Consider the following 13,887-nt stretch of genomic DNA (forward strand, 5'->3'; position numbering starts at 1 on the left):
CGACAACCCTGCGCTTTGTGCTGAAGGTGAGGGTGTTGGATGAGTAAGGGAGATGTGTTGTGGATAAAAAGGCGAAAAAAATACTGATGAACACATTCTGGTCCTCTAGCGGCTGGAAGCAGGAGCGGGAATCTTTTTCGGGTGAGGATTTTGAATATGCCAAAAGTAAGGGCTTGATGTTCGATCCGATCACCATTACACATAACGAGATTATAAACAGGCTGCATGAGCTGCACCAGCAAAAGGCTACAAAAGAGCGAGTGGCAGCAGCGTTTTTGCACAGTCTTTCCACGAAAAAGGTTCATTTACGAAGCGCCTTATCGAGCTGGGCATTAACCGCAGGGCTTCCTTTGCACACCTATGAGGAGCGGCCTGTCGTCTTGCCCAATTACAGTAGCTGTGGGGATTGTAATTTTAATAAATTGATGTCTGATAAGGAATATGTCAATGAAGATTTGAATGTACTGAATTTTGAACGAATCAAATGGGGCGGTATTCGTCTGAACCACCTTCTGTATTGCTGGATGGACCTTGAATTGTTCAGTCAAGAAGAGGCTGTTCAGATTTCCGATGAGGATCTGACTATACTTCATAACATGCTCGAAGCTGTTCAGAACTGTGATGCTCAAAGCAGTGCACGTCAATTGGAAAAGCGCTGGAAGGATGTGTTTCCATCCAGCAAAAACGAGCGTGATGTAGTCATGGAGGTGTGGGGATATGCCGGACTGCTGGTTCCACAGGACACGCCTCGTAAACGACAGCACGGCAATCATGATTTTTATTCCGTAGCAGCTTGGCAAGGAGATGACGGATACTCGCAGGAGGCGTTGGACTATTTCTTCGGTGCGTTTTTATAGAGAAAGTGAATCGTTATGCCACATCTTGATCATGACGGTTCCTCAAACAACAAACGTTCTTCTTCCCGACTATGAATGGCATTGACAACCAGAAGCGCGTGGAACTGCTGAAGAACTTCAGGCGTAAGCCCTTCTTCACGGATCATGGCTTTGAGCTCTTTTACAATGATTCGGAGCAGATCATGATCCCGTGTAAGTTTGACGACAGCCTCCTGCAGTTCCGGTTTTTTCTCGACCATTTCCTGATAGAATCCTTCCTCTTCTGCATCAGCATGGCTAAGAATGCGGGTTTCCCAATATTCGATCAAGTGGTCGGCAGCCTGGCGCGCCACCTTGAATTCTTTTGCTTCGAGTAATTCCTCTACTTCTCTCGTCTTATCTAGAGCGCCAGATAGCCCGCCTTGATGAATGGCATGATGAGCATGCAGTTGACGTAAAGAAGGTCCTCCCATAACAGTTCATCCTTTCTTTGTACCCTTTTTTTAGTACAGTATAGCATAAGAAAATAGCGTTATTTTTTCGGTTAGGATTTTCCCCCCTAAGGAAAAGGGAACTCCCTAATTGGTTCAATTTCATATAATACTTAGAATGAGGTTAGAAGATAAAACTCAATCTTGGGGGAATGGATGATGAATCGATTAACCGAAATAACAGACATAAAAAAGATTGTGAAAAAAGGATCAAGGGTTTGAAGGGGATGAGCAGATACATACCCAATCAACATGGAGCTTGGGCCATGCTCATTCTTCCATTTTTATTCGGTTTAGCTGCTTCTCGAGGGGAACTCATTCATATCCCCCTATTTGTGTGCTGGTTTTTTATCTACTTATTCAGTTTTCCTGTCCTCCAATGGATCAAAACAGGCAGCAGTGAAAGATACCGCAAACCCGCCGTTGTATACGGAGTGATATTACTTCCTTTGTTAATTTCACTGATATGGTTTGAGCCTGCCTTGATCTGGTATGGAGCTCTTCTATTGCTCTTTTTTATGGCTAATATTTATTTTGCAAAAACGAAAAATGAACGTGCTTTACTTAATGACATTGTTGCAATTCTACTCTTTTGTTCTTTTATATACCCTGTTATTTATATGGGAGGAGGAGAGGATTGGGGAGTAGCAACAGAGCTATTCTTACTTTTGGTGCTTTACTTTATCGGAACTGCTTTGTATGTCAAAACGATCATTCGTGAAAGAAAAAATATACGTTACCATTATGCTTCCGTCATCTATCATTTGGTGATTTTGTTGTTTGCTACCTGCTTAAAGTTACCTCTGTTTGTTCCTTTTTTGATTTTTTTGATACGGGCCATATGGCTTCCTAAACTCGGATTAAAGGCAAAACAAGTTGGCATGGCGGAAATTGGATTTTCAATGATGCTCTATGTTTTTGTGTTGTTTTTATACTTCTAAAAGGAGAGACATCAATGATACCTTTGAAAACGCCGCGTGATTATCATACTGATCCGTTTATAGTCATCTGGGAGGTTACCCGAGCTTGTGCTTTAAAGTGTCTTCACTGTAGAGCGGAAGCTCAGTACAAACCGGATCCTCGCCAGCTGACACTAGAAGAAGGTAAGAAGCTGATAGATCAAATCGCTGAAATGAATCATCCGTTGGTTGTGTTCACAGGCGGAGATCCTTTGATGCGTCCTGATCTGTTTGAACTGGCTCGATATGCAATTGAAGAGAAAAATCTGTCGGTTTCGATGACCCCCAGTGCCACACCTAAAGTGACACGAGCAGCGGTAGAAAAAGCAAAGCAAGTTGGGTTATCGCGGTGGGCGTTTAGTCTGGACGGTTCATGTGCAGACATTCACGATCATTTTCGGGGTACGGTGGGTTCTTACGATACAACCATGCGAGGAATTGGTTATTTAAAGGAACTGAATATCCCTATTCAAGTGAACACTACGGTGTCCCGGTATAACCTCCATGATCTGGAGCAAATTGCAGAAAGGGTAAAGGAAATGCAGGCCGTGTTATGGAGTTTATTTTTCCTTGTTCCAACCGGACGTGGCATGGAGAAAGATATGATTACTCCTGATGAGCATGAAGCCGTAATGAAATGGTTGTATCAAATACAGCAACAGATGCCGTACGGTGTGAAGGCTACAGAAGCTCCCCACTACCGGAGGGTCGTACTGCAGCAAAAGCACAATGCAGGTGAGAGCAGTGTAGCAGACGGACAAAAGAGGACAGATATTTTAGGACGTGCTCCTAAAGGCGTAAATGATGGAGATGGATTTGTTTTTATTAGTCATATCGGCGAAGTATACCCGAGCGGTTTTCTGCCTCTTATGTGCGGGAATGTACGAAACGATAGCCTGGCAGATATTTATCGCAACTCTCCGATCATGATGAATCTTAGAGATAAGTCCCTACTTAAAGGTAAATGTGGAGTCTGTGAATTCAAGGCCATCTGTGGGGGCTCCAGAGCAAGGGCTTTTGCAATAACAGGAGACTATTTGGAGAGTGACCCTTATTGCGCTTATATACCCGGGGTTGGAGAGGAAAAGTGTTTTCATGAAAAATAGTTCTAAAAAAGTCGTTATTCTCGGTGGAGGAATAAGTGGTTTAAGTGCTGCCTTTTATGTGAAAAAGCTGGCTGAGGATCGGCAGCTTGAAGTGGAGATTACACTGGTGGAGAAAAGTGAACGTCTGGGAGGAAAGCTGCAAACCGTTCGCCAAAACGATTTTATGATCGAAAAAGGACCGGATGCTTTCTTGGCCAGAAAGACGGCAATATTGGATCTGACCATGGAGTTGGGGCTGGAAGCAGAGTTGGTATCGACAAACCCGAAAGCCAAATCTGCTTGTATTTTGCATAAGGGCAAACTTCATACGATGCCGATGGGCTTCATTCTGGGCATCCCAACAAAGCTGACTCCTTTCATTCGGACAGGACTTATTTCTCCACTGGGAAAAGCACGGGCAGCCCTGGATTTAATCATTCCGGCGAAGAAAGGTGATGCGGACGAATCACTAGGTGATTTTATCAAACGGCGTCTCGGCAAAGAAGTTCTGGACCAGATTACAGAACCTCTGCTGTCTGGAATTTACGCTGGGGATACTCATTCTCTGAGCCTTATGTCAACTTTCCCTCAATTTAAACTAATGGAACAAAAGCATGGAAGTTTGATTAAGGGTATGTCTAAAGGGGCGGGAAAAAAGCCAGCAGTACAAGACAAACTGCCGGATATCGCTAAGAAAAGTATGTTTCTTTCTTATCGGCTAGGATTATCTACGATCGTGGAGCGGCTAAAGGAAAGGCTGGATACCGTACGTTTTGTTATGGGGCAAGGTGTAGTTGAAGTAAGGAAGGAAAGCGGTTATCAGGTCATTTTAGAACACGGACAAAAAATAGATGCGGATGCGGTGATCTGCGCTGTTCCAGCTTTTGAAGCGGCTACATTATTTTCCGGCGTTGCAAGTGCTAGCTGGTTACACAAGATTCACTATGTTTCCGTAGCCAATATTGCTCTTGCTTATAAAAACACAGATCTTAATTTTGCTTTTGAGGGAACGGGATTTCTAGTCCCCCGCAAAGAAGGCAAAAAGATTACGGCATGTACTTGGTCTTCGACGAAGTGGAGCCATACTGCTCCTGAAGGATATACGCTTTTACGGACCTACATCGGACATGCAGGCGCACAGGATTGGATTCAGATGACAGACGATCAACTTGTGGATGCCGCGCGCAAAGATTTGAAAGATTTAATGGGCCTGGAAGCGGAACCGGAATTCGTTGAAGTCAGTAGGTGTGATCGATCGATGCCGCAATATCCGATTGGACACAAAGAGCATATGGCGAAGATGAGACAGGACTTCGCACAGTATTTACCGGGTGTTTTTCTATGCGGTGCCGGCTATGGGGGCGTTGGAATTCCAGATTGCATCGCTCAAGGGAAAGAAGCGGCTGAACAGTTGCTTTCTGATTTTTTATAATCAGGCTCTTTCCACTAGTGAAAGAGGGAACCCCCTGATTGGTTCAGCTTTAAGGGAGACGTAGAATGAAAGTTAAGCATAAAATCGAAATAAGATGGAGGAATGGAAGATGAGCCAGTTAACGGAAGAAACATGGGTGGCGGACATTGTGAAAGCAGTACCCAAAACGGGAGATCTGTTCCGCAAACTGAGGATTGATTTCTGCTGTGGAGGGAAAATATCGCTCCGTGAAGCAGCAGCCGATCGAGGCCTCCACGCTGGTGAACTGCTGACGCAGATACATGAAGTGGAAGAAAAGCAGGCACAGCATAAGCAAATGCAACCTCCTTCACTCGAACCAAAAGAACTAATCGCCTATATTCAAAATGAGTATCATACGAAGCTTCGGGAAGAACTATCGGCCTTAACGCCGTATGTAACCAAACTAACGCGGGTTCACGGTGAACGTTATCCGCATCTCAAGCGAGTTAATGAACTGTTCACCTTGCTTAAACAGGAATTATCGGAACATATTCAAAATGAGGAGGACCTTGTATTTCCGATGATTGAAGCATTTTTACAAGAATCAACAGTGGAACGAGCAGATGAGTTGAATCTAATTTTGTCCAAGTTGCAAGACGAGCATCAAACGGTGGTGGAATTCCTGAAAGAAATGCGCTTGATCACAAACGGCTTTGAGCCGATGCAGGAAGCTTGTGGTACGCACCGACTCGTATTGAAGCGGTTAGAAGACCTGGAAGCAGATATTTTTAATCATATTCTTCTTGAAAATTGTACACTGATCGAACGTACGAGACAGGCACAGCTAATAGCGAAACCGATTAATTGATGATGAACTAACATGAGGAGCCGAACCAAATGCATAAATTAATTAAAAGTAGCACTGTTTTCGTTTTGGTTATTTCCATCATTTTATTATTATCAGGATGCGGTACGAAACAGCAACTAGATTCAAATGTTGGCAGTGCGGATCAGAACGGATCTTCCAGCCAGACATCTTCGAAAACGGCTGAAACTATTGAGCTTACCATATCCGCAGCAGCAAGTTTAACGGATGCGCTCAAAGAAATTCAGCATTCATACGAATCAACCCATACAGACATCAAATTGAATTTTAACTTCGGCGGCTCTGGTGCGTTGGAAAAACAAATTGAGCAAGGAGCGCCGTCGGATTTGTTTTTGTCCGCTTCGACCAAAAACATGAAGTCCCTTGTTGATCAGCAGTTAATAGATACGAAAAAACAAAAAACGTGGCTGACGAACGAATTGGTCGTGGTTATCCCTGCAGACGGGACGATGAACATCGCGAGTGTAACCGATTTAACAAAAAAAGAAGTGAAGAAAGTTGCAATCGGAATTCCTGAAAGTGTTCCAGCGGGTAACTACGCACAGGAAGCGCTGACGAAAGCGAAGCTTTGGGACACGTTACAGAGCAAGCTGGTTCAAGCGAAAGACGTTAGACAAGTGCTGCAATATGTGGAAACTGGGAATGCAGATGTCGGATTTGTATATAAAACAGATGCATTGACTTCACAAAAGGCAAAAATCGCCTTTGAGGTGAATCCCAAAACCTATTCACCTGTTGAGTATCCAATCGGGATTGTCAAAGCTACAAAGCACATTCAAGAAGCCGAAGACTTTTATGCATACTTACAATCGCAAGAATCTCTGAATATTATGGATAAGTATGGATTTACCATACCGAAGTGAGCATGCAAGATATAGACTGGAATGAATATTGGCCTCCTATCCGATTATCGTTGCAGGTTGCACTGTTATCCAGCGTTCTCGTAATCATATTAGGCTTGCTTGTGGCATGGTCAATGTCGCGGTTGGGATTATTTAAAGGGAAAACGGTTGTTGAAACCGTGCTTATGCTGCCCTTGGTACTCCCACCGACGGTTGTTGGTTTTTTACTGCTCATATTACTTGGACGAAAAAGCGGGTTCGGACGGTTTGTGGAGCAATGGTTTGGCGAGCCTATTATATTCTCGTGGTGGGCAGGGGTTATAGCAGCGGTGGTAGTAGCTTTTCCTCTAGTCTATCGGACGCTGAGAATGGGATTGTCTTCTGTTGACCGTGACTTGGAAAACGCGGGACGTTCGATGGGCGCAAGTGAATGGCAGGTTTTTCGATACATCACCTTCCCTTTAATTTTCCCTTCTTTTAAAGCTGCCTTCATACTCGGTTTTGCCCGCGGCCTGGGCGAATTTGGTGCTACGCTGATGATTGCCGGAAATATTCCGGGTAAAACACAAACGATTCCGACGGCCATTTATATTGCAGTGGATGCTGGTCATCTTCCTATGGCGTGGGCGTGGACATGCTCTATCATACTCATTTCTTTTATCATGCTCCTGTTAACGGGTCAAAAGAACAATTAATTACTTCATACAAGCTTCCCTTTAGCAGGGGAGGCTTTTTTGTATCTTTCCATAGAACGAGGGATTTCCTGTAGCGCTATAGGACATTCCCTAATGGGAACAGAGATGAATGAATTACATAATGAGAGTAAGCGAATGAGTCTTCCCTTGGAACTTGCGTTGGGATGATTCTTTCTAAAAAGGAGTGTTGGTCATCGATGAAAAAGAAATACAACCTCAACTTTTTTAAACCGATCGAAAGCTATTCGGGAAATTGGTCAATCCTTGAGGAAAAAAATAGAGAATGGGAAAACGTATATCGTCAGCGTTGGTCTCACGACAAAGTGGTTCGGACGACTCACGGTGTGAACTGCACCGGTTCCTGTAGTTGGAAGGTTTTTGTCAAAAACGGCATCATTACCTGGGAAAATCAACAGATCGATTATCCTTCCTGCGGTGTAGATATGCCAGAATTTGAACCGCGGGGATGCCCGCGTGGGGCTACATTTTCCTGGTATGAATACAGTCCATTACGCGTGAAATATCCTTATATGCGCGGTAAGCTGTTGCGGCTTTGGCAGGCGGCCATCCAGGAGCATGCCAATCCGGTGGAAGCATGGGCAAGCATTGTGGAAGATCCAGAGAAAGCCAAGCTCTACAAATCAGCTCGCGGAAAAGGCGGTCATGTCCGTGTCACTTGGGACGATGTCCTGCGTCTGATCTCGGCACAACTTATCTATACCATTCGTAAATACGGTCCTGACCGGATTGCGGGCTTTACGCCAATCCCGGCGATGTCAATGATAAGCTACGCTTCGGGAGCCCGATTCATTTCGCTACTGGGGGGGCAGATGTTGAGTTTTTATGACTGGTATGCCGATCTTCCTCCTTCATCTCCTCAAATTTGGGGGGAGCAGACGGATGTACCGGAATCTTCTGATTGGTACAATGCGGGTTACCTGATTATGTGGGGATCGAACGTACCGCTTACCCGGACGCCAGACGCTCATTTTATGACGGAAGTACGATATAAGGGAACAAAAGTCGTATCAGTGGCTCCCGACTTGGCGGAGAATGTGAAGTTCGCTGACAACTGGCTTGCCCCAAATCCGGGTACAGATGCTGCCGTAGCCCAGGCTATGACGCATGTTATTTTGGATGAGTTTTACAAAGAGCGCCAAGAACCGATGTTCATTAACTATGCCAAACAATATACGGATATGCCGTTTATGATTCTGCTTGATCCACACGAGGGAGCCTGGAAAGGTGGACGTTTTCTACGGGCGAGTGACCTGGGGGATGCTTCGCCGCATGCGGACTGGAAGCCAGTCATATATGACGAAGCGGCGGGGGAAATGCTGGTCCCGAACGGTACGATGGGACAGCGCTGGGAGCAGGATAAGAAATGGAACCTGATTCTGGAACGGGAAGATGGAACAAAGGTTGAGCCCGCGCTCACTGTGGAAGGTCATGGCGAGCAATGGGAAGAAATCGTATTCCCTTACTTTGATAACGCCGGTAATGGAACGTTCAAACGTGTAATTCCGGCCAAAAAAGTACGCTTGGCAGATGGCTCGGAGCGTTACGTAGCAACTGTGTACGATTTGATGATGAGCCAGTATGGTGTCGCACGCAATGACAGCCCTAATAACGCCAAAAATTATTACGACGAAGCTTCGCATTATACCCCTGCCTGGCAGGAGAAGATCACAGGTGTGAAGGCGTCTGTTGTGGTACAGATTGCTCGGGAATTTGCCCAAAATGCTATCGATACTAAAGGTCGCTCCATGATTATTATGGGTGCGGGTATCAACCACTGGTTCAATAGTGACACGATCTATCGGTCCATCTTGAATCTTGTCGTGTTGACTGCTTCCCAAGGTGTAAACGGTGGAGGCTGGGCGCATTATGTGGGTCAAGAAAAGCTCCGCCCAATCGAAGGCTGGTCAACGATTGCTTTTGCAAAAGACTGGCAAGGGGCGGCTCGGCAGCAAAATGCTACATCATTTTTCTACTTTGCAACAGAGCAGTGGCGTTACGAAGAAAGTGGAACAGATACCTTGAAGTCACCGATTGGCGGGGATGTCAGTTACAGACATCCAGCAGACTACAACGTGCTCGCAGCACGTCTGGGTTGGCTGCCTTCTTATCCACAGTTTAATAAAAACAGTCTGCTGTTCGCCGAAGAGGCTGCACAATTAGGCAAGAAGTCCAACGAGGACATCATCAATCATTCTGTGGAAGAGATTAAATCACGTAAGACACGCTTCGCTGTAGAAGATCCTGGGGCAGCCGAGAACTTCCCGCGTTCACTCTTTGTTTGGCGGTCAAATCTGATTTCCAGTTCGGCGAAGGGACAAGAGTATTTCATGAAACATTTACTCGGAGCATCTGATGCCCTGCTTGCCCGACCGAATGAAGAACAGAAACCTGAGGAAATCGTCTGGAGAGAAGATGTAGAAGGAAAGCTTGATTTGATGGTTGCACTTGATTTCCGGATGACAACAACTCCATTGTACGCGGACATCGTGCTTCCTGCGGCAACCTGGTACGAAAAAACAGACTTGTCGTCAACAGACATGCATCCTTTCGTGCATCCGTTTAATCCGGCTGTTAATCCACTGTGGGAATCCCGCGCGGACTGGGATATTTACCGCCAGCTTTCCGAAGTCTTTTCGGATATGGCAAAAGAGTACCTGCCAGGCATATATAAAGACCTTGTGACTGCGCCGCTCGCACACGATAGTATAGGCGAAATTTCACAGCCGATGGGTCTTGTAAAGGATTGGACGAAGGGCGAGATTGAAGCGACTCCGGGTAAAACCATGCCGAATTTCAGCATCATCGAACGCGATTATACTAAAATTCACGATAAATTTATCTCACTCGGTCCGAATTTGACTAGTGGGAAAGCAGGTGCGCATGGCGTCAGCTTCTCCGTAGCGGACGAATATGAGGAAATGAAAAAGTTGAACGGAGTTTATTACGATGAATCCATTAAAGACGGGCTGCCCAAAATCCAGACAGCTCGCCAAGTAGCCAATGCAATTCTTCACCTTTCATCCGCGACTAATGGACGGGTGTCGCAAAAGGCTTATGAGCAGGCAGAAGAGCTTCACGGTGTGGAACTCAAAGATATCTCGGCCGATCGGGCAGCGGAAAGGATCACTTTCCAAAGTATCACGGCGCAGCCACGGGAAGTTATACCGACACCAGTATTCACTGGATCGAATAAGAAGGGACGCCGCTATTCACCATTTACAACGAATATTGAACGTCTCGTTCCGTTTCGTACTTTGACGGGAAGACAGCATTTCTATATTGATCATGAGATTTTCCAACAATTTGGGGAATCATTGCCGATCTACAAACCGACGCTGCCGCCAATGGTGTTCGGCCCTCGCGATCGGGAAATAAAAGGCGGGCAAGATTCACTCGTGCTCCGTTATCTGACACCGCACGGTAAATGGAATATTCACTCCACCTACCAGGATAACCAGCACATGCTTACACTGTTTCGCGGAGGTCCTACGGTGTGGATCAACAACGAAGACGCAGAGGCACACGATCTTGCCGACAATGACTGGGTAGAGGTATACAACCGTAACGGCGTCGTAACCGCCCGGACCGTTGTCAGCCACCGGATGCCAAGAGGAACGATGTTCATGTACCATGCTCAGGATAAGCACATTCAAGTGCCAGGCTCCGAAATCACGGATACACGCGGCGGTAGTCATAACGCACCTACAAGAATCCATCTCAAACCAACCCAGATGGTCGGTGGATATGCTCAGCTTAGTTATGGATTCAACTATTATGGTCCGATCGGCAACCAGCGTGATGTGTACGTTGCGGTACGTAAAATGAAGGAGGTTAACTGGCTTGAAGATTAAAGCTCAAATTGCCATGGTCATGAACCTGGATAAGTGTATTGGCTGTCATACGTGCAGCGTGACCTGTAAAACAACCTGGACGAACCGCAAAGGTGCGGAATATATGTGGTTTAACAATGTGGAAACCAAACCGGGTATCGGTTATCCGAAGCGCTGGGAAGATCAGGAATTATATAAAGGGGGCTGGCAGCTCCGCAAAGGGAAACTGGAACTGAAGTCAGGCAACAAGCTGTCCAAGATAGCACTGGGTAAGATTTTTTACAATCCAGACATGCCGGAAATGAAGGATTATTATGAGCCCTGGACTTATAATTACGAGCAACTGACCAACGCTGGCGAACAGAAGCATTCACCTGTGGCACGCGCGCATTCTGCGGTAACGGGTGAAAAAATGGATTTGGAATGGGGTCCAAACTGGGAAGATGATCTGGCGGGGGCGCATGTAACGGGTCCGCTTGATCCAAATATTCAGAAAATCGAAGAAGAGATTAAATTTAACTTTGAGAAGTCTTTCATGGTTTATCTCCCACGGCTTTGCGAACATTGCCTAAATCCAAGCTGTGTCGCGTCATGTCCTTCGGGCGCCATGTACAAGCGGGACGAGGACGGAATCGTGCTAGTGGATCAGGAAGCCTGCCGTGGATGGCGGTATTGCATGACGGGCTGCCCATACAAAAAAGTGTACTTTAACTGGCAGACGAACAAAGCGGAAAAATGTACCTTCTGTTTCCCACGTGTGGAAGCTGGTCTGCCGACAGTCTGCTCCGAGACATGTACAGGACGAATTCGCTACCTCGGCGTTATGCTGTATGACGCGGATCGAGTGCTTGAGGCCGCTTCTACGCAGGATGAGAAAGAGCTTTATAAAGCGCAATGCGACCTGTTCATGGATCCAAGTGATCCGGCAGTGATTGCTCAAGCGAGAAAAGACGGTATCTCGGAGGACTGGATTGAAGCAGCGCAGAACTCGCCGGTCTACAAGCTTGCTATTGAGCACAAGCTGGCATTCCCGCTTCATCCGGAATACCGCACATTACCTATGGTCTGGTATGTGCCACCACTCAGTCCGATCATGAATTACTTTGAAGGGAAAGACTCAATTGAGAATCCCGATATGATCTTTCCGGCTATCGAAGAGATGCGCACCCCTATTCAGTACCTTGCCAATATGCTGACAGCGGGCGACACGCAAACTGTGAAGGAATCCTTGCAGCGAATGGCTATGATGCGCTCCTATATGCGTGCCCAATCCACAGGACAATCTTTCGATGAAAGCCGTCTTGAGCGCATCGGCATGACACCGCGGCAGACTGAGCAGATGTATCGACTTCTGGCGATTGCCAAGTATGAGGATCGTTTCGTCATTCCGACATCACATAAAGAAGGATATTCGAATCCATACCGGGCTCAAGGATCTGCTGGTTACGGCGATACCATGGGAAACATGGGTTCTGGCTCTGGATGTGACGGCTGTAGTATGGCAAGTTCGATGGGGATGGAAGAGCCTTTGAAAACGGGCAAAGAAATGTATGAAGAAAACTTCTACGGGGGTATTTGGCGTGATTAATGTAGCGAAGTTGTATGAATGCAAGCCATCATTCGGGTTTTTCGCTCAGCAACTCATGTACCCGGAAAAGCTGGATTTTCATCCAGCTTTTCTGGAAGCATCGTTTGATCCGAACCATCCGGCATATACGTATGCGAACACCTACTGGTCCCTTATGCAAGAGTTCAGTATGGAAGAGATTCAGGAAATGTATACGGAAACCTTTGATTTTCAAAAGAATTGTGCACTATATATGACTTACTTTAAATTCGAAGATGCAAAAGAACGGGGACAAATGTTGGTCAAGTTAAAGGTGCTATATGAGATGTACGGTCTTGAAATGCCAGATGGAGAGCTGCCAGATTACCTTCCGCTCATGTGTGAATTTCTGTATGCCGCCGAATGGGCGCAAGATCCGAAGACGACAGAAAACTTCCGCATGCCAATCGCGATCCTGGAAGACGGCACATATCATTTGCTTAAAGCGCTGGAAAAAATGGAAAGCCCTTATTTTCATCTGGTGAAGGGACTGCGCGAAACGCTTAAAGCTTGCGTAGAACAGGAGGCGGCCGCGCAATGATGATGCTAGAGCAGTTTTTATGGGTCATTTTCCCTTATATGTGCGTGGTCGTCTTTATTGTAGGCCATATTTTCCGCTACAGAAACGACCAGTTCAATTGGACAGCGAAATCAAGTGAGTTTATTGAAAAAAAACAATTGATGATCGGAAGCCTCTTGTTCCACTTGGGTATCATCCCGGTTATTATGGGGCATGTGTCCGGTCTGGGCATACCGAAAACCTGGATGCATGCACTGGGTGTAAATGATCATCTGTATCATATTGGGGCAGTTTATATTGGTGGTATATTCGGAGCCATGACGTTCCTCGGTATGTTGATTCTCACCTCTCGCCGTTTTACAATACGCAATGTGCGCCGTTTAAGTACAGCGTCTGATTTGATCGTAAACGTATTGCTTTTGGCCATTGTATGCATGGGGATGTTTGCGACTCTCGTAACGAATGCGGTACAGCCAGAATTCGATTATCGAGAGACGATCTCAATCTGGTTCCGCGGTTTATTCATATTCCGTGTCGACCCGACACTGATGAGAGACGTACCGATGTCCTTCAAGCTTCATATCCTTATGGCCTTTGCGATTTTTGCATTCTGGCCGTTTACCCGGCTTGTACATGTGTGGAGTGTTCCGTTGAATTATGTGCGCAGAAGTTATATCCTTTACAGAAGACATAAATCGAATTAGGAAAGCGGGCTCTGCCTTC

Annotated in this window: 12 protein-coding genes; 11 read left to right on the forward strand and 1 reads right to left on the reverse strand. The window is 46.1% G+C overall.

Features of this window, described 5'->3' with window-relative positions; translation table 11 throughout:
• Positions 1 to 59: 59 nt before the first annotated feature.
• Positions 60 to 857 carry a hypothetical protein gene (locus tag WA407_RS13565; RefSeq protein ID WP_336077566.1) on the forward strand — a complete coding sequence of 266 codons (798 nt, stop codon included), beginning with the start codon at positions 60 to 62 and terminating at the stop codon, positions 855 to 857.
• Between the two features lie 29 nt (positions 858 to 886).
• On the opposite strand, the gene WA407_RS13570 is transcribed toward WA407_RS13565, so the two are convergent.
• A complete protein-coding gene (locus WA407_RS13570; RefSeq protein WP_025718091.1) occupies positions 887 to 1,309 on the reverse strand; it encodes a hemerythrin domain-containing protein in 423 nt (140 codons plus the stop codon).
• Between the two features lie 170 nt (positions 1,310 to 1,479).
• Between WA407_RS13570 and WA407_RS13575 the strand changes: the two genes are divergently transcribed.
• The 10 genes from WA407_RS13575 to narI all read left to right on the forward strand — a co-directional run bounded on the left by WA407_RS13575 (position 1,480) and on the right by narI (position 13,868).
• Complete coding sequence (locus WA407_RS13575; protein ID WP_235309064.1) at positions 1,480 to 2,268, forward strand: YwiC-like family protein; 789 nt, start codon at positions 1,480 to 1,482, stop codon at positions 2,266 to 2,268.
• Positions 2,269 to 2,282: 14 nt separating this feature from the next.
• A complete protein-coding gene (locus tag WA407_RS13580; RefSeq protein WP_336077567.1) occupies positions 2,283 to 3,392 on the forward strand; it encodes a TIGR04053 family radical SAM/SPASM domain-containing protein in 1,110 nt (369 codons plus the stop codon).
• The gene (gene hemG / locus WA407_RS13585; protein ID WP_336077568.1) at positions 3,382 to 4,803 is read left to right on the forward strand and encodes a protoporphyrinogen oxidase; all 1,422 of its coding nucleotides are present in this window, start codon (positions 3,382 to 3,384) and stop codon (positions 4,801 to 4,803) included. Before WA407_RS13580 ends, hemG begins: the two co-directional genes overlap by 11 nt.
• Before the next feature lie 109 nt (positions 4,804 to 4,912).
• Entirely contained in the window at positions 4,913 to 5,632 is a 720-nt protein-coding gene (ric, locus tag WA407_RS13590; protein ID WP_254328789.1) for an iron-sulfur cluster repair di-iron protein, read from the forward strand.
• 29 nt (positions 5,633 to 5,661) lie between these two features.
• A complete protein-coding gene (modA, locus tag WA407_RS13595; protein ID WP_336077569.1) occupies positions 5,662 to 6,513 on the forward strand; it encodes a molybdate ABC transporter substrate-binding protein in 852 nt (283 codons plus the stop codon).
• Positions 6,510 to 7,187: a molybdate ABC transporter permease subunit gene (gene modB, locus WA407_RS13600; protein ID WP_028542273.1), complete on the forward strand. Its 678-nt coding sequence runs from the start codon at positions 6,510 to 6,512 to the stop codon at positions 7,185 to 7,187. Before modA ends, modB begins: the two co-directional genes overlap by 4 nt.
• A gap of 197 nt (positions 7,188 to 7,384) precedes the next feature.
• Entirely contained in the window at positions 7,385 to 11,059 is a 3,675-nt protein-coding gene (locus WA407_RS13605) for a nitrate reductase subunit alpha (RefSeq protein ID WP_336077571.1), read from the forward strand.
• The gene (gene narH / locus WA407_RS13610; protein ID WP_028542275.1) at positions 11,049 to 12,626 is read left to right on the forward strand and encodes a nitrate reductase subunit beta; all 1,578 of its coding nucleotides are present in this window, start codon (positions 11,049 to 11,051) and stop codon (positions 12,624 to 12,626) included. The genes WA407_RS13605 and narH overlap by 11 nt, the downstream gene beginning before the upstream one ends.
• Positions 12,619 to 13,185 (forward strand): nitrate reductase molybdenum cofactor assembly chaperone, encoded by a 567-nt coding sequence (gene narJ, locus WA407_RS13615; RefSeq protein ID WP_039274409.1) that lies wholly within the window; start codon positions 12,619 to 12,621, stop codon positions 13,183 to 13,185. Before narH ends, narJ begins: the two co-directional genes overlap by 8 nt.
• Positions 13,185 to 13,868, forward strand: a complete 684-nt coding sequence (gene narI / locus WA407_RS13620; RefSeq protein ID WP_081330765.1) for a respiratory nitrate reductase subunit gamma — start codon at positions 13,185 to 13,187, stop codon at positions 13,866 to 13,868. The genes narJ and narI overlap by 1 nt, the downstream gene beginning before the upstream one ends.
• The last annotated feature ends 19 nt before the right edge of the window (positions 13,869 to 13,887 follow it).

The organism is Paenibacillus sp. 203, from assembly GCF_037027525.1.
GTDB classification, from domain to species: domain Bacteria; phylum Bacillota; class Bacilli; order Paenibacillales; family Paenibacillaceae; genus Paenibacillus; species Paenibacillus polymyxa_B.